General features: G+C 55.1%; 25 protein-coding genes and 1 pseudogene. 12 read left to right on the top strand and 14 right to left on the bottom strand.

The window, feature by feature from the left end; translation table 11 throughout:
• Positions 1–57: 57 nt before the first annotated feature.
• Entirely contained in the window at positions 58–846 is a 789-nt protein-coding gene (locus C466_RS15530) for an MvaI/BcnI family restriction endonuclease (RefSeq protein ID WP_004595401.1), read from the top strand.
• Positions 839–1,966 (top strand): hypothetical protein, encoded by a 1,128-nt coding sequence (locus tag C466_RS15525; protein ID WP_004599886.1) that lies wholly within the window; start codon positions 839–841, stop codon positions 1,964–1,966. Before C466_RS15530 ends, C466_RS15525 begins: the two co-directional genes overlap by 8 nt.
• Here the strand turns inward: C466_RS15525 and C466_RS15520 are convergent, their stop codons facing one another.
• The 4 genes from C466_RS15520 to C466_RS15505 form a co-directional block, all read right to left on the bottom strand.
• A complete protein-coding gene (locus C466_RS15520; RefSeq protein WP_004595399.1) occupies positions 1,967–3,304 on the bottom strand; it encodes a DNA methyltransferase in 1,338 nt (445 codons plus the stop codon).
• Positions 3,305–6,126: 2,822 nt separating this feature from the next.
• Positions 6,127–6,480, bottom strand: a complete 354-nt coding sequence (locus tag C466_RS15510) for a helix-turn-helix transcriptional regulator (protein ID WP_004595397.1) — start codon at positions 6,478–6,480, stop codon at positions 6,127–6,129.
• Between the two features lie 110 nt (positions 6,481–6,590).
• Complete coding sequence (locus C466_RS16705; RefSeq protein WP_152418539.1) at positions 6,591–6,884, bottom strand: hypothetical protein; 294 nt, start codon at positions 6,882–6,884, stop codon at positions 6,591–6,593.
• Between the two features lie 139 nt (positions 6,885–7,023).
• Positions 7,024–8,016 (bottom strand): hypothetical protein, encoded by a 993-nt coding sequence (locus tag C466_RS15505; protein ID WP_049908305.1) that lies wholly within the window; start codon positions 8,014–8,016, stop codon positions 7,024–7,026.
• A gap of 539 nt (positions 8,017–8,555) precedes the next feature.
• On the opposite strand from C466_RS15505, the gene C466_RS15495 reads away from it, so the two are divergent.
• Both C466_RS15495 and C466_RS16275 read left to right on the top strand, forming a co-directional pair.
• Positions 8,556–11,765 carry a DUF5817 domain-containing protein gene (locus C466_RS15495; protein ID WP_394295027.1) on the top strand — a complete coding sequence of 1,070 codons (3,210 nt, stop codon included), beginning with the start codon at positions 8,556–8,558 and terminating at the stop codon, positions 11,763–11,765.
• A 664-nt stretch (positions 11,766–12,429) separates the two neighbouring features.
• Entirely contained in the window at positions 12,430–12,861 is a 432-nt protein-coding gene (locus C466_RS16275) for a TRAM domain-containing protein (protein ID WP_004599884.1), read from the top strand.
• A 65-nt stretch (positions 12,862–12,926) separates the two neighbouring features.
• On the opposite strand, the gene C466_RS16270 is transcribed toward C466_RS16275, so the two are convergent.
• The 4 genes from C466_RS16270 to C466_RS16265 all read right to left on the bottom strand — a co-directional run bounded on the left by C466_RS16270 (position 12,927) and on the right by C466_RS16265 (position 14,803).
• Positions 12,927–13,274 carry a DUF6788 family protein gene (locus C466_RS16270; RefSeq protein WP_080505931.1) on the bottom strand — a complete coding sequence of 116 codons (348 nt, stop codon included), beginning with the start codon at positions 13,272–13,274 and terminating at the stop codon, positions 12,927–12,929.
• A 234-nt stretch (positions 13,275–13,508) separates the two neighbouring features.
• The gene (locus tag C466_RS17685; RefSeq protein ID WP_455429030.1) at positions 13,509–13,673 is read right to left on the bottom strand and encodes a DUF7837 family putative zinc-binding protein; all 165 of its coding nucleotides are present in this window, start codon (positions 13,671–13,673) and stop codon (positions 13,509–13,511) included.
• Positions 13,674–14,040: 367 nt separating this feature from the next.
• On the bottom strand, positions 14,041–14,373 hold the full coding sequence (locus C466_RS15485; RefSeq protein ID WP_004599883.1) for a hypothetical protein: 333 nt from the start codon (positions 14,371–14,373) through the stop codon (positions 14,041–14,043).
• A 172-nt stretch (positions 14,374–14,545) separates the two neighbouring features.
• Positions 14,546–14,803 (bottom strand): IclR family transcriptional regulator, encoded by a 258-nt coding sequence (locus C466_RS16265; RefSeq protein ID WP_004599882.1) that lies wholly within the window; start codon positions 14,801–14,803, stop codon positions 14,546–14,548.
• Between the two features lie 616 nt (positions 14,804–15,419).
• On the opposite strand from C466_RS16265, the gene C466_RS16260 reads away from it, so the two are divergent.
• Both C466_RS16260 and C466_RS16695 read left to right on the top strand, forming a co-directional pair.
• Complete coding sequence (locus C466_RS16260; RefSeq protein ID WP_239641238.1) at positions 15,420–16,253, top strand: CRISPR-associated protein Cas4; 834 nt, start codon at positions 15,420–15,422, stop codon at positions 16,251–16,253.
• Positions 16,246–16,833, top strand: a complete 588-nt coding sequence (locus C466_RS16695; protein ID WP_152418538.1) for a hypothetical protein — start codon at positions 16,246–16,248, stop codon at positions 16,831–16,833. Before C466_RS16260 ends, C466_RS16695 begins: the two co-directional genes overlap by 8 nt.
• 231 nt (positions 16,834–17,064) lie before the next feature.
• Here C466_RS16695 and C466_RS16690 read toward each other — a convergent pair.
• Both C466_RS16690 and C466_RS15480 read right to left on the bottom strand, forming a co-directional pair.
• A pseudogene (locus C466_RS16690) lies at positions 17,065–17,214 on the bottom strand (ISH3 family transposase); the annotation flags it as partial.
• 170 nt (positions 17,215–17,384) lie between these two features.
• On the bottom strand, positions 17,385–17,594 hold the full coding sequence (locus C466_RS15480; RefSeq protein WP_049911508.1) for a division/cell wall cluster transcriptional repressor MraZ: 210 nt from the start codon (positions 17,592–17,594) through the stop codon (positions 17,385–17,387).
• A 269-nt stretch (positions 17,595–17,863) separates the two neighbouring features.
• Here C466_RS15480 and C466_RS17405 point away from each other — a divergent pair, with 269 nt between their 5' ends.
• Together C466_RS17405 and C466_RS15470 are read left to right on the top strand one after the other, a co-directional pair.
• Positions 17,864–18,277, top strand: a complete 414-nt coding sequence (locus C466_RS17405; RefSeq protein ID WP_239641237.1) for a hypothetical protein — start codon at positions 17,864–17,866, stop codon at positions 18,275–18,277.
• Positions 18,277–19,617, top strand: a complete 1,341-nt coding sequence (locus C466_RS15470; protein ID WP_004599879.1) for a tyrosine-type recombinase/integrase — start codon at positions 18,277–18,279, stop codon at positions 19,615–19,617. The genes C466_RS17405 and C466_RS15470 overlap by 1 nt, the downstream gene beginning before the upstream one ends.
• A 761-nt stretch (positions 19,618–20,378) precedes the next feature.
• On the opposite strand, the gene C466_RS17085 is transcribed toward C466_RS15470, so the two are convergent.
• From C466_RS17085 to C466_RS15455, 4 genes are all read right to left on the bottom strand, one after another.
• Complete coding sequence (locus C466_RS17085) at positions 20,379–20,537, bottom strand: hypothetical protein (RefSeq protein WP_160163035.1); 159 nt, start codon at positions 20,535–20,537, stop codon at positions 20,379–20,381.
• Positions 20,538–20,588: 51 nt separating this feature from the next.
• Entirely contained in the window at positions 20,589–20,750 is a 162-nt protein-coding gene (locus C466_RS16825) for a hypothetical protein (protein ID WP_160163034.1), read from the bottom strand.
• A 406-nt stretch (positions 20,751–21,156) separates the two neighbouring features.
• Entirely contained in the window at positions 21,157–21,549 is a 393-nt protein-coding gene (locus C466_RS15460; RefSeq protein WP_004595409.1) for a hypothetical protein, read from the bottom strand.
• On the bottom strand, positions 21,546–22,394 hold the full coding sequence (locus C466_RS15455) for a ParA family protein (RefSeq protein WP_004595408.1): 849 nt from the start codon (positions 22,392–22,394) through the stop codon (positions 21,546–21,548). The genes C466_RS15460 and C466_RS15455 overlap by 4 nt, the downstream gene beginning before the upstream one ends.
• A 772-nt stretch (positions 22,395–23,166) precedes the next feature.
• Between C466_RS15455 and C466_RS16685 the strand changes: the two genes are divergently transcribed.
• The 4 genes from C466_RS16685 to C466_RS15445 form a co-directional block, all read left to right on the top strand.
• A complete protein-coding gene (locus tag C466_RS16685) occupies positions 23,167–23,721 on the top strand; it encodes a hypothetical protein (protein WP_152418537.1) in 555 nt (184 codons plus the stop codon).
• A gap of 494 nt (positions 23,722–24,215) precedes the next feature.
• Positions 24,216–24,428 carry a hypothetical protein gene (locus tag C466_RS15450; RefSeq protein ID WP_004595407.1) on the top strand — a complete coding sequence of 71 codons (213 nt, stop codon included), beginning with the start codon at positions 24,216–24,218 and terminating at the stop codon, positions 24,426–24,428.
• Positions 24,429–24,431: 3 nt separating this feature from the next.
• A complete protein-coding gene (locus C466_RS16680; protein WP_152420195.1) occupies positions 24,432–25,004 on the top strand; it encodes a hypothetical protein in 573 nt (190 codons plus the stop codon).
• A gap of 857 nt (positions 25,005–25,861) precedes the next feature.
• Positions 25,862–26,253 (top strand): pentapeptide repeat-containing protein (locus tag C466_RS15445; RefSeq protein WP_004599877.1); only part of this gene is annotated, 392 nt, incomplete at its 3' end.

The raw sequence follows: 26,253 nt of genomic DNA, 5'->3' as shown, positions 1-26,253 counted from the left end.
GGACTGTATATTTCTCTACCACTTTTAGCCTCGTAGTGACATCTCGGATGTACCTCGATGACAGTAACCTCGTTCGAAGAGTTCGTCGCCGCCCTTCAGGAAATTCAGTCTCGCGGATACATCGAGACGCATCGTGCCGGAAACACTGGTATCGGAAAAACGCTGGAGGACGAACTGGGAATCAAGGAGAACAACATTCCGGGTCCTGACGCGGCCGGAATCGAACTCAAGAGCACGCGACGTAGCTCGAACAACCTCACGACGCTGTTTACTAAGGAACCTCCCCGAGAGAACCGGGTTCTGTGGAACCAGGATCTCGTGCGGGAGCTCGGATACGAGGATTCGAAGGGCCGGCAGGCGCTAAAATCCACAATCGGAACCGGCGAGCCGAACAGCCGCGGGTTCCTGCTCGACTACGATACCGACTCCGTCGAAGTCGTTCACGAGGACTACGGCACCTGTGCCGTCTACCCGCTCACGCTTCTCCGGAACGTCTTCGAGCGGAAGCTCCCCGCGCTCATTCTCGTCATTGCCGACGTCGAGGAGCGCAACGACCGCGAGTACTTCTGGTATAACGAGGCGTACTACCTCGACGGCTTCGACAGCGACGAGTTCCTCCAGCTGATGCGGGACGGGGAGATCACGCTCGATCTCCGGATGCACATCAAGGACAACGGGAACATCCGGAATCGAGGCACTGCGTGGCGCATCATGGACGATAACAAGCTCGATCGGGCCTTCGAGGTCCGGAAACCGCTTCTTGAGGACGACGTCGACATCGAGTTTGAGCGTCCGGTTCAGGAGGAACTCAACGCCTTCGACGACGAGACGGACAGCGATGAGTGAGCCGACCTCGTCGGGAGAATCAGAACAGTCGATCCCGAGCCGCGAGGACGTCAATGAGGCGCTCGGAGAGAGCTACACACAGGCGACGTACGAAGGATACCACAAACCAATTTTCGAGTACCTCGCCGAGTTCGACGAGGGGGACCAGATCGGGACGAGCGAGCTTATTGAGAAAACGATTGATGAAGGCCCAAAATCAGATGTCACTTACAGCACGAAGGTCGATAAGGTACGAGACGTTCTCAAGCTCTCCCCAGAACTCAGTCGGAACGTCGCTGATCGCTTCCCGGTAGGGGAGTCGCTCGTACAACAGGCGATGGAGCGTGTGGGACTCGACGATGAACTTTCTCCGGAGCTCCTCACCGACGTCCAACAGGCGTGTGAAGCCGTCGGCGAAGAAGCGGAGCTAGATATCCTTCAGTTCCACGCAGAAGGTATGAAACACAGCGCAGCCGAAACAGCCGATATCGACCTCGAAGAGACAGATGGTATCTCAGGAGAGGAACTCGATACACTGCTTGCCCAGTTTGCCAAAGAGGCGGCTGAAACACTCCCTGACGAGGTAACCTCCATCGAGAACGCCAAACTCACCAGCGGTGGCCACGCGAACGAACTCCTCGCAGTACGGGCGCTTGAGTCTCAAGAGCTATCTGAGGGAGATGATCGCTCCGAGGCAGAATTCTGGCACTCTGGGGGCAGTGAAGATGAGGATCTCGTGATATTCTCCAACGGTGATCACGCGGACCTGAATGTCGAGGTCAAGTCGAAAAATGCTCGTGAGCGCGTGGCTCGGGCGCTCGTAGATATCAACGATCCGACCATTCTGTTCGCGTTTCTGAACGACGCCAGCGAAGTCAGGAACGGAATTCTGAGCGGTGGGGAGTCCGACGGCTCGGGAGCTGAAACCGCCCTCCGGCGTTGGCCCGAAGAGTCCATCGCCGCGTACGTTCCGCAGGACACGATCGAGAGGGTAAAACAGATCGACCAGGGTGACGATCAGACCGTTACCACGTACGAAAAAGCGGGAGTACGCTACCTTCGCCCGTGTAGCCAGTTCCCTTCAGATATGGTGTACTATCGGGAGCACGGAGAGATACCAGAACTCGACAGAGACGAGTAACTATTCCGGCGCTCGAACCACGACGATGTTCTCGTTCGCCATGAGGTCCCCTTTGACCCCCGGTGTATTCTCCGGGGCGTTCTCCCAGGGAAGCGTCTTCTGCGGGATCTCTCGCGGTAGCGTTGCTTCGTGCTCGTAGCCGATATCCAGACACAGTTCGTATGTGATGAGATGCGTGGGGATATTCACGCGACTCATCGTTCTATTTGCCACTACCCACGCAACCGGCTGGCCCGGCTTCGTCACGCGGACCACCTGCTCCATGACGGCGTAGTAGTCGGTAAAGAAGTCGAGCGCGTCCTGTGCTCGACCGTCCTTCTCGTCGAGGACTTCGATCGTTTCAGCGAGCGACGGCGACCGATCCTCAAGGTCATCCAAATCAGCTAATTCGCTCGCAGACCCACCGAGTCCCTCTTTGTCGACATTCCGCATCTCGTCGTACTCACGACGATCTGCGACGATTGCTGGGTCCTGAGAGAACTGCCCGTACGCCACGGTCGTCCCGTGATCGCCGTATGGAGGCGACGTGATTACGATATCAACAGAGTTGTCGCCTATATCCTCGGCCTTTCGCGAGTCCGCGTAGTACACGTCCGTATCGAGATCGCTGTCGACTCGGTCTGAATACGACCCCATGAGAGAGATGTTCTCTTCGACCTTATCAGTGAATAGAGCGTACACGTCCGGGTCGTGGTCCTCGCGATCTTCAGGAGCCATTCGGTACCTCTTGAACTCCCCATTCCGCTGGTAGGACGTGCGTCGGGTCACCTTCGAGAGAACGACCCGAAAGAACCGCACGACTTCTTCGCTGTAGTTCTCCTCTAGAGCACTAATCTCGTCTCTTATGTGCGCTAGGTGCTGAAGCTGCGGCTCAGGGAACCAGCCGTCACGTACCGCCGGCAGATCGATCTCAATCTCCTCGTCGCTCTCGTACGTCTCCGTCAGCTTCCGTAGTTCCAATTTCAGATCCGATCGCAGGTCCCGGTACGCTGCGTCCAGGGTCGGCCTCTCAATCGGAATCGCCTTCGCCTTCGTCAGCATACACGCGAACGGATTGATATCGTTAGCCTTGGCGTTCAGTCCGTGAAGCCGGGCTTCAACTGCCGTAGTTCCACTCCCCGAGAACGGGTCGTAGACCGTGTCTCCCTCTTCGATTTCACTGTGATCGAGAAAGTGATTGAGGAGCGCGTCCGGAATCTGAGGAATCATCCGAGCAGGATACGTGTGTAGACCGTGAGTGAGGTACTGGGTATCCGCAGCCGGGAACGTCCAATCAATAGTGTCGAGCTCCTCGTCTTCGGTAGCAGTCAGAGTCGATTGATGTGTTCGGTCGGACATAGAGAGTGAATTCGCTCTTAGCGGCTGATTGTCGCCACTACTATTTAGGATGGGGGTCGGCTCCTATTCATATCAGAAATTGACAGCCTACAACAAAGTTTATCTGACACTCATCTATAGCTACAACTATGCAAACGGATCTGTCCTCCGGTGGTACCCCCGAATCCTCTCAGGAAATCGCTGTTTCACTTAAGAACGCCGAAAGTCCTGAGGATGTTGCGACCCTTCTAGATCTCGAATTTTTTGAAGATGCCGAATGGAAAGCTCTCGGACAAAAAGAGAACAATTACGGTATCGTTGAGAATCAGGCTGGTGCCCCAATCCCAGCTCTTGTTGAGCTGATCGTGAATTCGTACGATGCCATTCTCATGAAGAACTTTCATGAAATGGTTGGTGATGTGGACCCCGACCCTGAAGATGACTCTTTGCCGAGCTTCGAGGGGCAGTACGAGGCGCGGGATACCCTCCTGTCTAACCCAGAAGAAGAGTACGTAGAGATTCGAGCAGATGGGTTCAAACCATCCGAGCGTGATCTGGTCAACTTCACGCTTATCGATAACGGATGTGGACAACCGCCCGAACGATTTGAACGCACGTTTCTTGGGCTTCTCGATCCAGGAAAATTCAAGCAAAATTATCCGTTCCTTCAAGGACAGTATGGGATGGGTTCTAGTGGTGTGCTCCAGTTCTGTGGAGACAAGAGTTACAAATTCATCTGCTCGGCAGCAAATTCCAACCCTTCGGAGTGGAGCTGGTCCCTAGTTCGTCAGAATCGGCAAAAAGGACGATACGAGTACGTTACAATTGACGGCGAAATCCCCCAATTTTCGGGATCGCTGGAGGATCGGACACATGGTACATTTGTCAAAGTCTATGACTATGAACTTACCACAGGGAAGACAGTCATTACCGGCGACGAACGGTTTCAGAAGCGACTTGAGCGCTACTTAGTCGATCCGCCATTACCGTTGAAGCTGAAAGACGAACGGTATCCCAAAGCGAAGGTAACCGAAAACACGACACCGGGATTACTCGGTCGGATTGAGGACCATGATTACCTAATTGACGAGAGATATACTACTCAGTACAATTTCGACCACGATCAGCTTGGTGTCCGAGATATCGAGATAATATCATTCAAAAAAGACGATGAGATTGACGAATTAGTGGAAGAAGGCACGGCGACACGGAGGAATAAAAATCGGTTTGTAGGTGGTGATGACCACCGGGAGATGGCAATTCTATACTCGGTTAACGGCCAGACGCACGGTAATGAAGGCCTGAGTTTTCTCACAAACCGATGTAAGAAGCCACGAGTAGGCGAAGATACGATCGTACTCGTCGACTTTTCTGACATAGCCGGTACGGACATGGTGGACCTGTTCCAGCCAACTCGGGACCGGATCAAGCAGTCGGGGATTGGTAAAACTCTCCGTGAAGGGATCGAAGATGCGCTTAAAAATGACGAATGGTTAACTGAAGAGGAGTCTCGGCGGAGACGCGACCGCGCAAGTGATGAATCTGATGAGATTCTTGATGAATCCATTCAGAGCGTTCTTGAGGAAGATCCTGAACTACAGCGATTCTTTGAGTCCGGTAAAAAGGCGGGGTCAGAAGAACGTAAAGAAGAAACGCGGCCGTACAATCCGCCCACGACCCCAGACACCTTTCGGCTGATCAAAACATACGATCCAGACGGAAATCACGAGTTCTACGATGAAGACGAGGAGGGACGATACAGCATTGAAGTTCCAATCAACAGAAGCCGGAATGTGAGATTTTATTTGAACGCACCTAACGGGTATATCGACACTGACGGAGACGGAGACCTCCGAGTTAAGCCGGGAAAGGATTATCTCAAGTGGTCTAATCTGAATAACGGTCTCTTCACTGTTAGCATCCACGCTCCCGACTACGTGGAGCCTGAAGACTCTGCTACCCTCGTGTTGAACGTGACACGCCCCGGCGAGGACGCCCTTACTCAAAGGATAAATGTCGAGTATACTGAAAAAGAAGAGAAGAGGTCAAGATCTGGCGGAGAGGGCAAAGATCGTGGAGGAGGTATCTCGCTACCAAATATCGAGAAGGTTGAAGAGGAAAACTGGGACCGATATGGGTTTGATGAGCATGATATCGTAGATGTGCTTGTTGCNATCTCGCTACCAAATATCGAGAAGGTTGAAGAGGAAAACTGGGACCGATATGGGTTTGATGAGCATGATATCGTAGATGTGCTTGTTGCTGGTGACACAGTTAGTGATATGGACATCTATGTGAATATAGACGCAGCGCCAGTCAGACGCTTTTATGATCGGTATAACCTTCGCCAGTCCGGAAAAGCATTCGTCGAAGAGCGTTACGTTCTGGCAGTCTCTCTCTATAGTGTCGGCATGTACATCGAATATAAGGAATCGTATGATGAAGAAGAGCTGTTAGAGTTTGCTAGCCCGGAGGATCTGGTTGCGTCTTCGATGAAAGGACTGGGACAAGTGTTGCTACATATGGTAGCGCCGAAACAGTTGCTCTCGGAATTCTAGCTTTCCTTCCCCCATTTAATTAAGAGCGGTCATGACGTGTTCCTCAAGCCGAGGAAAAAGCTCGCAGCGGCGCAGCACGCGCCGAGAAGGGGCCGCTGTTCTGCGAGCGCTGTACGCGAACTCTTCGAGCTCCCTGAGCGTCTATCGCACGACCCGCTCGCCCACGATGTCGTATCTACAAGCAGTTCACTCGAGATGGGCACCCAATTGCGGATATTGAGTCCTACCTCAATACAAGTATGAGATTTGGCGACTAAAGGCCGCCAGAAGCCCTCGAGAACAGAGTCACTCTTCCTCGTACGTGATGTTCATCAGCCATTGGGAGAAGGCGTCTGCCTGCGGATCGACCTCTTCTTCACCAATGAATGGCGAGAGCATGTCGCCCGCCATCAGCAGTGAAAAGTCACGATCAGATGCTGTTGGTTCGAGATAGTAGGTCCGTTGACCTTCGTACACCGTTTCCTCACGCTGGATCAGCTCGGCACTCTCAAGCGCTTCGACTAGTCGGCTTCCTTTTCGCGAAGAGACATCTAGCTCTTTCCAAAAGTCGCTCTGGTGAATCCCACCCGTCTCACGGACCAATTCAAGACCCGCACGTTGGTCCTCCGAGAGATCGGCTTCACCCTGTGACGCACTCATATCCAACAGCTAACGTGTATCCATTATAATCGTTCTTTCTGTTGCTAACACTCGTTATGAGATTGGTCGTGATGCTGTGCTGATCAGGTCGATCCACCGGAGTGAATCTCTCAATAGTCCCCGGCAGAGTCGAACACGTCGGTGAAGTCCTGAAGAATATCTTGTGACGACTTTCCATCAGCACGAGATGGAATTGGATCCTCCCAGCATTCGACCTCGAGTGTTTGTGCATCCGATAGCTGATGCGGATCAGTCGTCACGTTGAGAATTGCCGTGTGATAGATAGCAAGGAGTCGGTGATCATGGACACTCACGTGATCGATGCCAGCTCGATTCAGAACTGCTGGAATATCCGTGGGACTAGAGAGAGATACCGAGACGGTTGGAGAATCCGGGTCACCCATACCAACGATTCTCACATCAGACAGATAAACTACCTGTGCTGGAGAGCCTCGAGGGACTCGCGTCGACCGTTGAGGAACACCCACGTTCGGGCCGACGTCGATCGTAGCGTGTCTCCCCTCGTCACATCGCCAGACCAACTCATCGGTCGGCATTCGAGCGCGTGTGATACGACTGTCCAGACTTGAATTCGGTCAGTTCCTCGATCCGCGATTCGAGCTCTTCGACTTCGTCGCGAAGCTGGTCGGCGTCGTCAGCATCGCTCGCCGCAAGTTGGTCTTTCAGCCCTTGGAGCCGTGTCTCTTTGCGGTCTTCGTCCACCTCGGCTTTCCGAACGTACTCGGTTTCTTCAATCTTGTAGACGTCGTTTTCAGCGACATCAGTCACCTCGAGGGCGTCGTCAACCTTCCCGCGATCAACACTCACCACCCGATCACGGTCGATCCCGGCTGATTCGAGCGTGTCCAGTACCTCGTCGTCATCTTTGAGCGAGCGGTTCGTCCGAGCGGTCCGCTGGACCGAGCCGTACGATCCCGAGACCGGTCGGTCGTGATGGAGTCGATCTAAGAGCGTGTCCGCGATCTCCTTGCGGAGGTCGTTGGCGTTCCGTTGAACGTCCGAGAGCAAGGTATACAGGTCGATGAGTGTCCCTGTCTCGACCTCTTCGAGCGCTGTAACCTCGTGGCGTTCCAGCGCGTCGACGAGCAACAGCGCATCCGCGTAGACATCGAGATCAGGTTCTGTCCGTTCGTCGGGAGCAGGCTCAGAGGACGGGTCCTCGTCCAATAACAATGAGGTGGTTGGCGCTTCGGTCTCGATTATCACACCTCGGTCGTCGTTCACCTCAAATCGTGGATGGAGACTCAATACCGTCGGGTATGGATCCGCATCGGGGGGGAGTCGATCAAGGTCGAACCCATCGGTAGAGTCGGTAACACGCCGATATAGTGTCTCGAACTGGTCTTTTTGAAGCGGTCGCGACTCACCGCTATCCGTGAATCTGATGATGACACGGTGTTCCTGGACGCCAGTTATCTGAAACCGGTCGTTCGAGAGTGGTGTCCGGAGCGTCGCTCCTTCCGGGAGGTCATCTAACCGCTCAAGGAGATTGTGCCAGCTGACCCGAAACGACATATTCGTAGTGAGACTGTTGGATGCTAAATGCTTGAGGCTGCTTACAGAACTCACAGCTGTATCCGAGTGCGTGGATGCTGATTGGATGAATTCGTAGGAGGGCTCCCACATGGAACACATTACAATTGCCAGTTACCCGCTTTAGCGGTGTGTAAACCGCCTGAATACGGACACCGGGGCAAAATACCAGCAATTGTATGTATGTCTGACGCTCGGCGTGAGTATTAAGACGGAGGCAAGCGCAACATCGCAGTATGCACGGCTAGGCGATGTTTAGAAAGGGGGGAAGTTCCCCTGTTGGCAGCAGGGGCCGCTTGGGAAGGGACAGGATGGCACCTGTCCGAGGATATGTCCTACTCCTCATTTCTTCCGAAGTGGTCTTAATGGTTGCGGTGGTGAGAGTCATCTCCGGCTTTCGCCGATAACCCTCTCTGCTGTCTCTGAAACGGCCGATTATCCGATTTCGGCCGTAGCGTCGAGCACGTGCGCGGAGAGCGCACTATGCAGGACCACCCGGCTCATGGAGGTGTGCCAGCGGCGTGAGTCGCTTCGCTGTCGTTGGCTGTTCCAACTGTAGCCAACACTGGGTCATCGAGGATGCCGTCAGTAGTGGTGCTGCTAGCACTCGTGAGTGCCCCCGGTGTGGGAGTCAGCATTCAGATGGCCAGTTGCGACGTCGAGCAAGAGCGGACACGTGGGAGAATGCTGTTGAGCAACGGGCGGCGCTTCTCGCGAACACTCGTAACGCCGGCGCTGAGTTCGACGAGGTTGGCCACTACGCCGATCTTGAAGAGGAATGGGACCACGACCTTGTCGGCCAACCACTCGGCGTACAGGTGCTTACAGGTGCCTTCGCAGACGACCAGCACCTCGACACAGCGGAACGAGAGTCACCCGAGAAAACCGATCAGAGCTCTCGTCAGCTTGGAGATCTCCGCTGTGATGAGGACGCGGGTCTCTGGGTGGTTCAGCAGTACCCGGCCGTGTCGTCTGGGACAGTACGCCTCGACAAAGAGAGCCGACCGGGTGAACTCTGGCGGCGTCTTGTTGGGGTCCTCGAAGCCGATATTGCGCTCGCCGTGCGCGAACTCGTCGGTGGTGTCGCAGATGGGGCCGCCTGGCAGACGCTTGAATCGATTATCGACGATCAGCTCGGGACAGTCGACCGAGAGGCGCTTCCAGACGCAGAGAGCCTCAACGGGTCGATCGTTGCGTCGACGCTGTTGAGCTTGTGTAAAGACGTCGAGTCCGAGCAGCATCAGCAGGCGCTCGAACTGCTCGAGAGCTTTGGGAGTTCAGAGTTTGGCCCGCTTGGCATCGGGTTCCCTGGTGAGCTTGCGGATGTTCGCCGCGTTGTGAAGCCGTTGCTCGCAGCCGCAGACCATACGCCGACGCTCACCGTGCGGATCGATGAGTCTTTCCGGGAGATCGGCCACGCTGACCAACGCCGGCAGATGGTCCAGCTGCTCAGTTGGCTTGGCCACGGTGTGGACGTCCGGATTGTGTTTGAGTCGTCTATCTGGATGCGGCGCTTCGCTTGGAGTTACGATCCAGAGATTGATGTCGACGAGCTGGATGGGAACGTCCCGGACGTGGCAGCGTTCGATGTGAGTTCACAATGCGATACAGGCCAGCGCGCTCATGGAACTGTCGACGACCACGTTGCGGCTGCGTGTGAGGCGCTTGAGACGGACGGTGAGGTTGTCGCAACCCTCGAGCGTATCGGCGCGGAAGCCGGCCAGACAGCCGGCTACGAGGCGCTCTATGAGGCTGCTCCGTACGATGACCCCGACCAGTCCCGGAACAACGTCGCGTACCACCTACGCCAGCTTCGCGAACACGAACTCGTGACGGATCGTATCGCAACCAGCGACGGGAGCAAAGTCGCAATTCGCCCGGCTGGCGTGCGTTTCCTCGAAGAAATCGGACGATCTGGAACGCGACAAAAACCCCTTCAGAATTTTGTGAGTCGGACCGGAAAATCTGCCGACAATATGGAGTCTAGACCCGCGCACACACGTGAGGGGGGGACCGGCTGGAGCCGCGACCGCCTCCCAGCACTCCACACCATTCAGCCGCTTTCTCGCTCTACGTATCAGGCCGCCGTCGCGGCGACCCCCGAGAATGGCGTCGCAACCGTCGATGCGGCGGTCTCTGAGTGGGAGGATCGAGCAGCTCCCCGCCGCTACATGGACTGGGACAATGATCGGCTCGCCGTGGCCGCCGAAGTCGACAATCCGATGCAGTGGGCAGTCTGTACTGCTCGGTCGTTGGGTGACGAGTTTGTCTGGGACAATCTGCTAACTGACGAGCGACTCGACAAGAATGGTGATTTCCGCCGACTGCTCCAAGAGACACCCAATATCCTACAGAACAGTGCGTGTCTCGGGTGGATTGCTGAAGAAGACGAACTCGTCAACGATGTCGATGAGTTTGGCGACCGCATACAAGCTGTTCTCGAGGAGATTTGCGAGATGACGCGGGACATGACTCACGGCGAGTACCGCGAGTACAACTCTCGAACGGCGTTTCGGACGAAGATTCTCACTGAATCGCTCGGCGTAATTGGCGTAATGACTCGGTTACTGGACTTCGCCGGTGTGGACATCCTCCGAATCGGTCGGATGCCCCGGTTCAAGAGCGATTTTGCCGACGAGAAGCTCTCAGCTATCGCGAAGTTCGTTGGAATCAACTCGGCGATTGCGTCGAAATACGGGATGGCGTCGGTGTTTCGGCAACTGTTTGAGGATCGTGACGAGGTCCTCCGGTGGTCACTAGATGTCGATGTCAACGCCGCAGAGCCGTTCGGTGAGCTCATCGGCTCGTGGTGTCTGTTTGCTGATTACGGCGACCGCCAGGAAGTGTTCGCTGAGAAGCTTCGATCCAACGTCTCGCCGAGGGACATCCGGGATGATGCCCCCGAGATCGGTGTCCGCGTCCCCGTCCAGACGTCGACGAGTCGAGCCCAGTACCGCGACCTTCTTGACACAGCACTTGAAGAAAAGAACCTCCTCACAACTCCAGAGGCGGTATCGGTGCTCCACGGGCTGTGTCGGTCACCGCTCGCTATCGCGAACGGCGTCGCTCGTGCCTTGGAGCCGGAAGCCGAGACGCGACATATCCGGTCTGTAGAGCTCCGGCGTATCATCGCAGCACTGTCCCCAGAGCAGGTACTCCGGAATGCGTCGTCGACGCCGCGAAAGGCCCTCGTGGCACTCGCCGACGCTGAAGAATTCCTGACGCAGTCAGCACTCGCCGAGAGAGCCGGCGTGTCGGCTCGCTCGCTTCGTGACCACCTCCCTGACCTCGTCGATGCTGGAATCGTCGCGATGACAGATGCTGGCTACCGGCTCCAGCTGTCGTTTGCGGAAACGGACCGGGACGACGGAGAACTTCCTGAACGGTACCAGGATATCTACCCGCAATGGGTGAGCGATCCGACCGTCAGCAATGACGTCCACGCTGCGGCCGGAGCGTTACGGACAGCTCGGAGTCATCACGGGCCAGATGGACCAGTCTCACCAGAAGAAGTCGGGTTCGCTGGCGATGTCTTACTGGAACTCACAGAGCCATGGCCGTTACTCGATGAGGTGCTGCCAGCGCTGTGGGCAGTGACTGCGAGAGCGTGTTATCGAGAGGACGCTGCTGTCGCTGGTGGTGCCCTTGTTGAACGCGAGACTGAGATAATGGGGAGGCGCCCGCGTCAGCTGAGCCTCCAAGAAGCAACTACTGGGGAGCTTGTAGGATGAGTTCTAGAGGAATTAAGGCGTCTGTCACCGGTGATTTGTGGGGGCTTGGTATACTGTTCTCGCCATCATATTTCTTGACGAGATTGTTGGGCCACTCATGCTGTTCCTAGGGTGTCATAGAAGAGTTTCCACGACATTTATTTCGTGAATTTACAGCCGAATCAGCCGATAGAACGCGCTTGCTTATCGACCGAACTGGGGATCGATTGGCACGGGTGACTCGCGTTCCGCATTTGGGTCGTAATGCGAACGGTTATCCCTGGCCAGACCGAAGGAGGGGAAATGGCGTCCTCCACTTCCGCTACGAAGCAACTGCCCTCCGACAGGTCGATGCTCTATTGCCCTCAGTGCGGCTACGAAAGCCGCATTAACGACGATTGGCTCATCCACGTTCTTGCCGATTCTCTCAGCTACAGCTGTCCGAATTGTAAGGCGGAGATCCCCGCTCGAATCAAAAATCTGATCGAAAAGAGTGGTGAATAGTTCGACAGGGCCGTTCGTTTCTAAATAGTCACTCTGTATTGACCGATCTGGCCTGCTAACCTTTCGAGGAGTTTCTGTTTGGGATCTGCGTGGTCTCTTCAGAATACACTAGATTACCACCTCAGAGTAGCGCGAAACGCGAGATTTAGATACGTTGACTAGCTACAATTCGTGATACCTGATGGTCGAAATTTCTGATTCGCTTCGCACTATGTTTAGTGCTCAAATCGAAGAACGTGACGGCTCATATATTGTGGATGTCCCCGCGAGTGAAATCGAACACGGCGCGCTTGCTGCCGACGAAACGTATCGCGTCGCGATCTTGAAATCAGAATCCTCGACAAGCAAGAAGACTCAGGAAGAGCAACCCCAATCGGCTGCGCAAGAACCAACTCCGACGTCGGACGGTCCTCCCGTAGACGAAGGTGAAGTCCGGGACGTGACGATCGAGACAACTGGTGATCAAGGTGACGGCATTGCGAAGGTTGAACGCGGCTACGTCGTGATCGTCCCCGGCGGACAACCAGGTGATGAGCCGTCGGTCGAGATCGAGCAAGTCAAAGAGAACGTCGCGTTTGCTAGTATCGTCGAACGCGACTCACGGGCGCTGTAACGTCGTTTTAGTAGCAACTGTCTATTTGACTGGGATCGTTGGAACCACGACTATCCTGATCCACCCTACTCGCCTCCTGGCTTCCCGATGTACTCCGATTTCATCGTCCCGTTTTCACGATAGTAACGATAGAGATACGGGCCGTGCATATCCGCGGGATCTCCGCTAGCGCACTTACAGCTATCGTCGCCACAGGTGACTTTCTCTTTGACGACGGTCCCGCTTCCTGCGCCATCAGGCTCGTCGACGGGCTCGGCAGTCTCGGGAAGCTCGTCGGTGTCAACCGACTGGTCGCGATACTCGATGAGCGCCTCGACGTAGTTCTGTACCTCTTGGAGTGTCTCCGTATCCTGTTTGGGGAGCCCCTCAGCGAGATACTTCGGGAGCGAGGTGGGTGGTGACGGCTGCTCCATACCTTATGTAACAATTGGTGCCATGTTAGCGTTCGGGTGCTACATAAGGTATTGAACCCCTCTCCCAACCGTGAGCACCTCAGCAATTACTCAAGATCGTAGGCCGCAATCTCGGCAGAGCCACACTGTGGACATTCATCGACGTCCTTCCCCACGCTGTACCCACAGTAACGGCACTCGTGGTGCGTTGTCGATGACGGCTCGAGCCTGACGATCTGCTGGATGAACTGTTTACTAAGCATGGGTGGGGTCAACGATCTCGCCACAGCCGGGGCATTCGGCCCACACGCCCGGTCTACCGCTATCTGTTTCATACTCGATGATCGCGTGTCGGTCGGTAACTGTATCGCCACAGAATGAGCAGGGGCCACGGACCGTCTCTGGATTATCGGGGGTCATTCTCACGAGATCGGCAGCTCTTTTCAGGGGGAGAGGGAGCGTGTGACACTATTTTAGAGCTGGTTCGGTCGGTGAGACCGACCCAGCTTTGCTCCCTCAGCCCGATATTACAGACTCTGTGACTTATACTTCGGGCGAGCGGGGCGAAAGTACTGTCCGGGACAGCAGCGTGACCGCAGGTCGTGAGTAACCATCTCGCGCGATGTCATAGAACAGCTCACATCCCCGGATCAATATCGGTCAGTACAGGGGATCACGTACTGGTCAAGATACAAACTTTTTTGCTACTTGTCAGGAGCGTCGTGCGAGATACAGGGGGCAGATTCATCGAGCCAGCAACTACAGAGAGTCGTCCCGGTGCGTTCGCTCAGAACGATTCTGGTTCCCCTGTGAGGACCCGGTAGCTTTCGAGTGTTCCTGCCATCGAGGGGCTCTCTTCATCGTCTTTTCGCTGGGTTCCGTAATTCATCCACTGCCCACGGGTGAAACTGTACATATTGTATCCGGTATTCGTCTCCACAACGATATCAACAACCGCGTCGCCGGGCGCACTAGGTGGAGCGGCTACCGACTGGATGTCCGTCGTATGGTCCATCACCCAGACAGCGACAACGTTCTCTTCTTCGGTGAAGCGGGCTTTCGTTTCTGCCTCCGAAAGGGGCCTGTCTGGCCACCCCTCGGCGGGCTCGGGCTGCTCCATAGCTCCCATACCAGCGCGAGATTGATGACACTTATCATGGTAAAACAACTCATCACAATACGCGCTCTGTACTTAGCAGAAGGCCGACAAATATCGCAGGTTGAGGGTTTCACCAGAGCCCATTCTGTCTACACCGGTTCGACAGAGATGTCGAAAAATAGTAATTTTATACTTAATTTTCCTCTAGCTTACTGGCATCAACTTTTCCTTCAAGATACTGCTCCCCAACATCAGTAATTTCGTAATAGCCATCTTCGGGGCACTCTACGAAGCCATATTTCTGAAGCTCTTGAAGTCGGTCACTGACCGTAACACGATGCTTATCAATATTTTTAGCAATCGCTGTAGGGCCAAGTCTTAACCCGGTATCGAGGACCTCTAAAATCCGCTCATCAGTCGGATTTTGCATCCAACTGCCGGGTTTCCTCATCATTACGAAGTCACAAATCTAGGGTTTACATCCTTCGAAGTGTCAAAATAGAATTACGATATCGTTGTATTTGTACTACGGTATCGTAGTCAAATTTATTGTAGTGGAACATAGATTGTGGGTAATGAGAGGCTCAGCAACCCCAGCGATTCGCTGGGTGGTACAATTGTGGTTGAACTGGAATCGTCTCTGTGTCAGGACTGTAGGTAGATGACACAGACTCAAGGGTGAGGTAATGACTGCGAGTACGCCACAGTTCCATGATCGGATCCGGATGCTCAGTGAAGCCATCACGAAAGATGCCTTTACCGACTGGTATCGAGAACGTCAAATCAGGCAGAATCTCCGCGACGGCCAACCGTGGCGACACGCGCCAGACACNACGAAAGATGCCTTTACCGACTGGTATCGAGAACGTCAAATCAGGCAGAATCTCCGCGACGGCCAACCGTGGCGACACGCGCCAGACACACTCCGTGACCCGGAGCGGCATTCCCCACATCAACTGCTTCAGTGTCAGCGGAAAACCTACTACAAAGCGAAGAACACGCCCGTTGAGGATGAGCCGCCTGCGGGAATTTTCTGGGCTGGCAGTCGTATCGAAGAAGATCTTATCATGCCGTTTCTTGAGGATGTGGCGCTTGACACAGCTGCCGATGCGTACGTCCAGAATTCCATGTGGGTCGAGTATGAGATGGCGACCGACCAAGGCGCTCTCCACATTAGGGGCTCGACTGACCCCGTCATTTGTACTGAAGCAGGCGACCCGCTGTTACCGACCGAAATCAAAACCAAACGCTCGCTGACCCAGTTTGACCAGGCAGATCCCACCCCGGATCGCCGCCACAAGGCACAACTCCATGCTTATCTCCACGGCCTCGATCAGACGGTCTCACATTCACTCGATATGGGGTTGGTTATCTACGTCGACCGCACCCAGCACGACCTTCTCCCGGTCTGCGTTGAGTTTGACTCCGAGTTCTGGACGGAGACAGTCATTGACTGGGCAGCAGACCAGACAACCTACCGACTCAGTGATGAACTGCCGCCAGCAGATCCTGAACAACAGTGGGGATGTGAGTACTGCTCGTACCGTCAGCGCTGCGGTCGCGATGACGACCCGTTCGCGGATACGCCGGCGACGGGGGTTCTTCCCTTAACATCTTATCCACGCCACGCCGTCGTCGAAGCACTCGAAGCTGAAGGTGGGGCTGACGCACTGACACCGACGCTCGCATATCAGTATCCAGATCTCGCAGCAGAGGCCGAGACAGATGTCTACCCGTGGACGTGTGCACTCTGTGGAGAAGAGTACGCTTGGGATTGGAACGAACTGGAGTGGGACGGCAATCCAGCAAACCCACCCATGTGTCCAGCGTGTACATCCGGACACTGGTTCGCAGAACTTGCTGAGGGTACACCGCTCTGGGAGGACGGCTTACATGAGTAATGACTCTCCGTTCGTACAGCATCCATCGATCAAACTCGAAGACGTCAGAGAAGATTTTGAGGCAAACCAGGCAACCGGACGAGGTGGCGAAACCGCGTCGAGTCGCGGCTATAATGCTGAACGGCTGGCGGGTGCTGTCCTCAGCGAAGGGTGTTCATTTCATTCCTGGTCTGATCAGAGTCACTACGATACGTTCGTCACGCCGACAGACGGTGTCTACGGACGTGTCGAGTGTAAGAGCTGTATTTATCGATACCCCTCTGGTGGGTACGGACGGTTCCGAATCTGGGCGCATCACCATGGCGTTTTGTCATATATGGCTGAAAACTGGTCTGATACAGCAAGCTATCTCTACTTTTTTGTCGTCTACACAGTTGAAGACTCCATTGAGCGCGAAGTAGGCAAATTGGTCACAACAGCCGGTACAGTTGATGATGTGATCGACGAGTGGACGTTTCGAAATCACGACTCAATGGGTGAACAGCGGGCACGAGACATCTCCTGGCGTGTGCTACTCCGCCAACTGGGTGTCTCCCAGGAGCGATTTGAGACAGCTGATATTATTGATCTGACTTCCTAAACGTAGAATCACATATGTCGGCTGGTTGATTTTGAGCGAGAAACTCTCAGTCGATTATATCGACAGCCGCGTAATCTCGTCTGATGCCGGTGAATCAGATCGAACTGGTCGTGAAGTGTCTTCGAAGCGCTGGTGAGAGTGATCTTTGGGATAGATCGTCTCTGTCGGCGGCGGACTGCCGCCGACGCGACAGCGTCGCCACTCACGACCGCTGTCCGGACCGGTGGACAGCTACTGGAAGAACCGGTCGTCGAGTGACTGGTTCGCTGGAACAGACTTACGCACACCAAGTGCTGTCCAAGCTGCGCGAAGCGTCATTTCGCAGAACTCCGTGAACGACTAGTTCCAGAGGCGGCGCCCCCCGCGGCGAGGCCCCGCTAGGTTCCACACTCTTCCCAAGCAGACACTTTCACTCAAACCCGACGTGATCGACTGACTCTAAGTCTCCAGCGGTAGTAGAACCAGTACGGACATTCCGGGGGCCAATCGGATAGTCCGCGAGTTCTAGGGGCGTTCCTTCGCCCCTGGCTCACTACCACACCCAGTCGCAACTACAGAGTGTCACCTCCTTCGTCAGCCTTCATCTCGTGATCTGGATGCTTCACCGGATCGAGGCCCTTGATATCAGCAACAATATAAACCTCATTTTCGTCGGTATCGGGGAGGTTGAAGTAATCACGGAGCCGGGCGGGAATCGTCACTCGACCGTTGTTGTTGACGGCCAAACTCCCCCGCTTCGACTGTGCTTTTTCATCAGCCATTGCCAGCCTATTGAGGCTCGCCTAATAAATAACTAATCTAGGATATATCGCCGATTAAGATGGTTGAAAATACTACTATATCCTACTCTCAACTAATATCAACTATGCTAATACCACTTCACTGTTCATGAAGTGGTTTTTCCATATAGTCTCAACCACAAGACAGTGTGGTGATAATATATATTATATAATTTATCGATAGTCAACTGGTTTTTGAAGTGGTTTATCCAATGTTTTTTTATACCAACCACTCCTAACTGATTCTATCCATGGCTAAACTCGGTGTGTACGGATTCTCCGACAAAGAGAAAGAACTCATCAAAAAACGAGCAGACGAAGCAGGGATGACTAAATCAGCATTTGTCCTGACACGATTTAGGGCAGGGTGGAGGCTGTGGGATGCTGGTGGGGACTTCGACGTGCTTGAGATGCAGAAGAGGCTTGACGAGGAGGGGGAGACACAGCAGGCCAGCGAACCCACAGAGCCCGCCTCTACCGCTGGTCAGGACCGCTTCGTGCAGCAAATCAAGCGCAATCTCCCCACCGCCGAGGATGATGCGGTCCCAATCGACGAACTGCAAAAGACTGTCTCGGAGGAGGTTGTGGCCGATGTCCTCGACGAGTTGCGCGACTCGGGAGAGGTCAAATACGTCACGGGCAAGGGGTACATTCGGGGGAGATAATGTCTTCAATCAGTGACCAGTTCACCGAAGAGGAGATTCGAGAAGCTGACACCACCAACTCCGTCGACGAGGTTGAAGTCAAGTCCAACGCCATCTCGGAGTTCATCAGCAACAAACTCGTCCGGGGACGACAGGAACGAATGGTTCAGGACCAGGAATCGGTATTGCGTGAGTTTGAAGCGTTTGTCTACTGGCTTGATCGGGTACACGTCTGCATGGTCGACGATGGGCACGTAGTCGAGTTCAACGACCATCTGAAGCACTCTGACCGCTATCTGACCAGGACCCACCCGGATGTCGACGGCTTGCTCGAACTTGACCTCTCGGATGTGTCAAGACATAATATCCTCAGCGTGCTCGTCGATTTCTACAATTTCCTCAAAGAGGAGAAGGGAGTGGTGAGCAACAACCCCGCCCAACAGGCCCTCCGGTCGTTCCCCGAAGATGAATTCGATTTGACGCCACCAGACCGCCCTCGGAAGGAGATGGATGAGATGCGCGAGTTTCTGGAATGGCTGGACACCCCCTTCGAGCGGGCGATCATCTTGACGCTACTGAAGACTGGTGTCCGCATCGGCGAACTCGTCAACATCGACTTGCGGTGTGTCCATCTCGGGGACGGAGCGGGCAACACCCACCCGCTGTACCAGCGTTTCTTGGACCAGTACGATATCAACCTCATCTCTGAAGTGCGCGACAAGCCGGACACGATGTTCGTTTACACGAAATTCAACGAGGGAACCGAAATCCGAGAGGAGATTCGGAAACACGGAAACAAACGAAAGGACGAACAGGGTTCTGTCATCCCGATCGACGACGAACTCAAGACAGCGCTCCTCGAGTATCTGCTGACTCGGAATCCACCCCTCGAACACGACCACCGGGACATAGCAATCCCCCTATTCACCAAGCCGAGTAGTGAGGGAACTCTAGACCGGCTCACGTACGGCTCTGTGCGAGGTCAATTTGGGGAAAAGGGTTCGGCTGATGGAGTGCTAGCCGAGTACGGCTGGTACGAACAGGGAGCCCCGACCGAGGAGAACGTCTTCATGCACTACTTCCGGCATTACTTCACGGACAATCATAAGCACAATCACGGCGTGTATCGGGGGTGGATGCCGGCTGGTGTCATCGCGTACATACGGGGCGACGTTGACAAGTCAGCGACGGTCGGTTCTGAGCGGAGAGAGTCAACGGCTCGCGAGAACACCTACAGCCACTCCGACTGGCGGAACTACAAAATCAACATCGAACAGCCGTATCTCGACAACATCTACAAATTCGGAATCTACGACCAGACTGTCCCCCGCCGAGATCCACTGGCGGCCCCCAGCAGATGACGAGAAAGTGCCCAAATATGGCGGTGAGTCGTCCGCTGTGGCGGTTCCGGTGGTGTTTCCGACAGGAGCCAACAAGACCATCTGTAAGCGGTATTTGCGATAACGCGAGGCTGGTATCGATGCCTGACAACGATCCGATCCCTGCCATCGGGAAGAGGTGGGTGAAATGAGCGAATCAGTAATTGAGGAGTACGCCCACAGCTGCCGAATCGTTGAAGAAGGTCGCGACGGCGATTACAACAAATACCNGGGTGAAATGAGCGAATCAGTAATTGAGGAGTACGCCCACAGCTGCCGAATCGTTGAAGAAGGTCGCGACGGCGATTACAACAAATACCACTACGAGGGACCGATGGGTCGCATCAAGACCTTCGAGAACCCGGACAAGGCTCGGCTCTACGCCGACGTGCAGACGGTCACAGGCGGCTTTCGCGAAGAAAAGACGGGAGAACGGGGTGCACCACCGGCGGTCGCTCGCTCCCGTGAAGACGTGCTCATGGCCTACTACGCGGCCCAGCCCACCATGTCGATGCAGTGGGTGTCCGCACAGTTTGATCTCCCCGAAGATCGTGTCCGGGAGTACATCCAATCACTCCGCAATCGAGCCGAACAAATGAGGAACGATTAGGACGACAAAACAGACTGCTCAGATCTGTGTAAAGCTATTATACCATTTTGTAGTTGTGCGAGAACAGACCGTTAGTCAGTAGATCACTCGTATCTGCTGCTCGGCGGCACTAAAACCACGTCAAAACCGTAGTTTACTCGTCGTTGACGACGGTCGCCTCTTCAGGCGGCGCGATATTGAGTTCGGCAGCGCCGCGCTCGATCTCCTCGGGCGTTGTCCCCTCAGCATCGGCGAGCAGTTCGGTGAGCTCCTCGTCTGAGATCATGTCGGCGTCGGGGGGTTCACGGCTCATACCACGTTCTACCCGGTGTGAAGGATAAACGTAGTGTCGACCTCGGGTAGGTCAGTCTTCCCGCTCCCACCATTCGTCTATTTTTTGTGTGCCGATGTCGACGGTTGCGGTGACCCCGCACGAACAGTGGATGCCAACGGTGCCGGGATGCGTCGTGATCGGGCCCTTCTCCTCTCCACAGCCCGGGCAGTTGACGCGGAAGATATCGCCCATACACACCGATCCGTGTGATCCGGGAAAGCCGCTCTGCTCAGTCTTAACCAACGACCGGTGGTAAAACTGCCGGCTGTTGGTTAAGACTGAAACCGCAGGATGGTAGGGGTGATGGGGCCATCGCTCTAGATAGTTCTCCCGGACTCTGACCAGCCACCACCGAAAACCAGCATCCACGACGCTCACACCCAAGAGATGCCGTTCTTGTCGTCCTGAATCAGGGGGTCAGACCGCGAAGATACACTTCCATAGTGGAGTGTTTCCGGGAGACACCTCATTTCGTCTGTTCATAAATCACATTCCGCGATAGAAACTACGCGGCCTATCGCTCTCGTTCTCCGAAATTGAAGGACGGCTAGGCGTCTATTTTCGTAAGCGTATCCGTATACGTATACGTATATGTAGCTTAGAACTGCTCGCTGGCGTGTCTGGCGGAGGCATCCCGGGCCGTGTCGAGGACTTCCGGCGCAGCCTTCTGAAGACCGAGACGGACGGCTAGCCGTAGCATCTCGCTCCTGTCAGTCCCGTCAGCATCGGCTTCACGCCCAAGTTCTTCGCGGAGAGCCTCTCCAACGTCGTCGAGACCACCTGTCTCCTCTAGCCCCCGCACGAGCGCCGTAAGACGCTCATCCCGAACCGAGAGTGTCTTCGAGACTTCGCCCGCCTCGACATCGGCGAGCAGCGCGACCATCGTGTCCTCCAGGTTGGTGGTTTCCTCACCTGGCGTGGAATACTCGGCACGTGTCCCGAGCTCCGTGTCCTCTCGTAACTGCTCTAGTTCCTCGTCGTCGTCCGTCATCGGCCACCTCCCAGCCGCTCCACGAGAGCCTCCGCATCGGTCTCATATGCTTCGATGGCTCGCTGGGCTGTCTTCGACGGACGCTCCAGCGCGAAGAGCGTCCCGCCGTTCATTTGTGCGTTCTGTACGTCTTGAGAGCTGGGGATCTGCGCAGGAGCGAGTGCCTCCGGGTACTCGTCCTCGAACTCTTCGAGGTACGCCTTCCCCGCCTTGGTGCGCTCATCAACCTCGTTCAGCAGCACCATCACTAGCTCGATATTGACATCTTGCTCCTCCCGGATCGTCTTCAAGTCCCGTCGCAGCTGTGCGGCCTGTCCCGCCTCGAACGGCCCGGGGCGGACGGGGGCGACGACGTGCTTCGCCGCCCAGAGGCCGTTGTACGCGATGTTCGACGTCGAACCAGGCAGGTCTACAAGGATGACGTCGTAGTCATCTTCCACGTAGCCGGTAAGGAACTCGTCGAGCCGACTGTATCGCTCCGCGGCCTCGTCGATATTCCCGAGCGTTGCGTCGAGGCCGTCCAGGCTCTCGTGCGCCGGGATGAGGTCGGGTCCTTCGCCGGTCGGGACGATGAGGTCCTCGACGGCCGTAGGGAGCTTCTCGGAGATCGTCTCCCACTGGTCCTGAAATACCGTGGTGATGTTCGGCCAGCGGTCGTCATCGGCTTGGATGTCGCCCCAGAGACCGAAGTGTTTGGCGAGGTCGCCCTGCTTCCCGGCGAGATCGAGGAGCAGGACATCGTACCCGTGTCGGTCGAGAGCGACGCCGAGATGCGCCGTTGCTGTGGTCTTCCCGACGCCACCTTTGTCGAGGAAAGTAGCGGCTCTCAGTGCTGGATCGGGCATATACGCTTACGTATGCGTATACGGATACGTAAAGGTGCGTCAGACATGGCTAGGGTTCTGTCCGTTACGACTGAAAAATAAAGAGAAATTGACGGCTTCAACTCGGCCTTTGCTCGGTTATTGGGATTTCGTCTCCTGATCTGATTTCCCCCCTGCGAGCATCCAACTCCCCGTACTGACGAAACTGAATATGATCGTCAACAGCGTATTCCAGCTGATGAACGACCTCGGTAGCGCCGGATGAATATTCCCAATCACCACGGCGACTGCGAACAGTTTCGTCAACACGAGGAACTCGATAGCTGTCTGCCTGTACCTCTGTGTTGACACTGTTTGTTACCTATTGTTGTATGGCTACCACCGGTCGGAGAAGGTTTTAACACGTCCGGGTGATATGCCCAGACGCACCTTCCAACCCTCCTACAATGGAGGTTCACTGCCTGAAACGGAAGGGCGTTCCAAGACAGGCGCCGATTCCGATCGGTCACCCCTACTGACGGCCTCAACCGCCAGCTGGGTACGGTTCCTGTTTCGCCGATGACCCCTACGTCATCGGGAACGGTACACGAGCTTATTCCCTCCGGGGCTTCCCCCGGGGCGACTTCTCCCGAACTCAATCGGGTTCAGCCTCGCATGTCATCTATACCCATGTGTATGAGTAACACACACTTAACTCTAACGGACGATAACATACGTCTCAAGAATAAACAGCATCCCCTACAGCTCTAACGCCCACCTGATTTTAAGTGTATGGTGTGTGTAGTGTGGACACATGCCAACCCGCGAGCCGAAAGGCGACAGAGTGGGGAGTACTGACCCAGGAACGATCCCTGATGATGTATGCCCACCACGACTTCGAGAAGAACACCCGAATAGGGAACGCGGCATCCTCACAAAGAAAGATCGCGAACTGTTGATTGACAGTTCTAACGGGCAAGACAGTGACGAACAGAGTGATGATGAACAGGATTCTCCCAACGCCCAAACAATCCGAAATCGGAGATACCAGATACGGAAACGCGTTGTAAACTCAATAAAAGACTTTGAGGTGCTATCTCGGTGTTGGGAAGATCGCGATCGGAAGCGTGTTTTTGAGACTCTATCTAAGGAGGATAGTTCTTATCTCAAGGAAGTGGGTATCTTCCTCTACCTCGGATTCCAGGATTTAGGGGCTGGAAAGAAACGTTTCCTCAAAGAGGTTATTGAGGAAGCGGAACATCGCCGTGGCCGGGACGTTCGAGTTACAGTTAGCTCGACGCTGGATAATGGTCTGTCGTACCAGATCGAAATTGATGAAACATCCAGCTCTCCGACTAAGGCTGATTAAAACATCGACAACCTCCACACGGACAACACCGCCTTCGCGGTCTAGGAGAGCTCTTTTATGATAGATACAGTCGGTTGCGTCGGCAATTGTGGCCAACTATTCCTCTGCCAAAGTTCAATTCCCTCTCTCCCGCTGCGAGAAGTTATGCCTAGGTTGAGCAATTCAGGTTCAGCGTCGAGGCACTGGCCGAGATCGTGCCTGGCAGCCACCGGCTTGAGTTGAGGGGGTACATGGCCCGCGAGGAATGGCGAACAGTCCCCATCGGAGGAAAACACAAAGACGAGTAATCAGCACCTTTCTCTCTTCCATTTTCGGCGTTCTGGCCCCTCAAGAATGGAATTGCTGAATACAAAGTCGCAGACTTTTCGTGAATAAACCCGCGATCCTTTAAGTAAACTTTCTGGCCTTTTCAATAACCCTTAGCACGTTGTTACATCCATGGTTGGTCACTCCAAAACCAGCTGTCAGAGTAAGGCTGAACAGAGGTGGGATCGATGAGCGGTGAAGGGAGTCTCCTTGAAGCGATCTTCGGCCTCATATTCGGGGGGATAATCTTCATACTATTCGGGAGGGCAATCAGCGGGACTGCCCTCGACAACTCAGGGGTGCTCGCTAATTTTGAGTTGTGGGGCGTAATCTACATCCTCGCAGCCCTCGCAGTTGCTGTCATAGCTGTGATTGGGGTCGTGGGGGCGGCATCTCGATAGCTCATGCGAAACAACGTTCGTGAATACTTGGTCACGGAAGTCCAAAATGGTCCGAATGAGCCCAATGACACCGATGAAGAGATTCTAAACATCATCCGAGAGGAACTACAGAAGAGCAATGGTGTGGAGTATCTGACGACGGGAGAAATAGCTGATAGCCTCTCTATCCAGTCAACCCAGACCGGAAATCGCCTGAATGACCTCCTTCAGGACAATCGTGTGGAAAAAAGACGAGCTGGCCAAACAGATATGTGGACCCTCTCTCCGAGCGAGACAAGGACTGTCGTTGAGCCACAGCTGACTCACTTCGCAAAAAGCAGTGGGCAACTTAGAAGATTGGCTGATACACTTCGTGTGATAGCAAAAGATGTGGTAGTTTCAGCATTCATTTTGATGCTTCTGGCCGTCTCTAATCCTGCTGTGGGTCTGCCTCTTCCAGGGGTAGACTGGGACGTCGTGCTCGCTGTCGGATACTTGTTGGGGATGGCTGGAGGCATTCTGTTTTCCACTTCTGCGATCTTTGCTTTGGTCGGACAACACATGCCAACTGTTGCGAAGTCGGTTCTATTGGAATAACACCGCTTTAGGACCCCGAAGAGACTGAAAGGACATTTTTCGAGAGCTTCACAGCGAGTAGTCTGTCTTGATATAATGTGGTCGCACTACAAATGAAGACACATGGCAGAAATTGAATGTCCTAATTGTGGAGGTTTAGAATGGGAGTCAGTTCAGGAGGCGGGAGATAGGTACCGTGTCAAATGCTGGGACTGTGGAGCAGTACACAAGATGTGGAAGAAGATTCATCTCGAATAGATCTCATCTCTTCCGTCTATTGAGTTCAAAAAATCACACCGCACAGAGTCGAACTGCGTGGTGTGCTGCGACCTTCTCCCCCGAATTCTCCTCCAACTTTCTCAGGCGGGGAGGGAGGTTGTCCTACCACTCCCCATAGGCCGTTACTGGCTGGCTACTCTCGTAGCCACGCAGCGAACCGAATCACCATAATGGTGGTTCGGATGAGGGCTGCGATTGCCAGCACGACCCCGATGATGGTTGGAATGTCCGGGTGTACGGGGGTGAAACGGCGCTGGACACCGCTCCCGACACCGCGCCGCCGCGACAGCGGGGCACGCCGCCCGCACCCACCGCCGTCGACACGGGCGACCCACCGACGTAACCCGTCGCGCGGACCACCGGCTCGCCCTCCTCGGCAGCGACGGCTACCCGCGGGTAGAAGACCCGCCCTCGCGCTGCCTTCGCGAGGACGTCGACGACACGTCGTTTAGGGTATGAGAGTGCGGAAATCGCCACGTACGCGGAGGGATCAAGTAATGCGGTCGCCGTTTGGTGACGGGGGCCTCTTGTCAGGCATCGGCAGCGACCGAAGCTGGCGTAGGCGGTAGAATTAGACCGATGCTGGCAGATACGTCCGTATGCCCGATTCCCAGTACGACATCCCCAACGACCCTGATGTTACCCCAGAGGATATTCACCCAGGCGCGGACCTCTTTGGTGCCGACCTCACCGACGCGAACCTCAGGGGTGCCGACCTCACCGAGGCGAACCTCGGGGGTGCCGACCTCACCGACGCGGACCTCTTTGATGCCGACCTCACCGACGCGGACCTCTTTGATGCCGACCCCACCGACGTGGAACCCCCCAATGCTGACCTCCCCGGCGCGAACCTTAGAAAGGCCGACCTCCCCGGCGCGAACCTCTGGGGTGCCAACCTCACCGACGCGGATCTCGGAGGTGCCGACCTCACCGACGCGGATCTCGGAGGGGCCGACCTCACCGAGGCGAACCTCATAGGTGCCGACCTCAC

The sequence above is a fragment of the Halorubrum distributum JCM 10118 genome, from assembly GCF_000337335.1.
GTDB classification, from domain to species: domain Archaea; phylum Halobacteriota; class Halobacteria; order Halobacteriales; family Haloferacaceae; genus Halorubrum; species Halorubrum distributum.
This window is presented reverse-complemented; position numbering and strand designations above follow the sequence as displayed.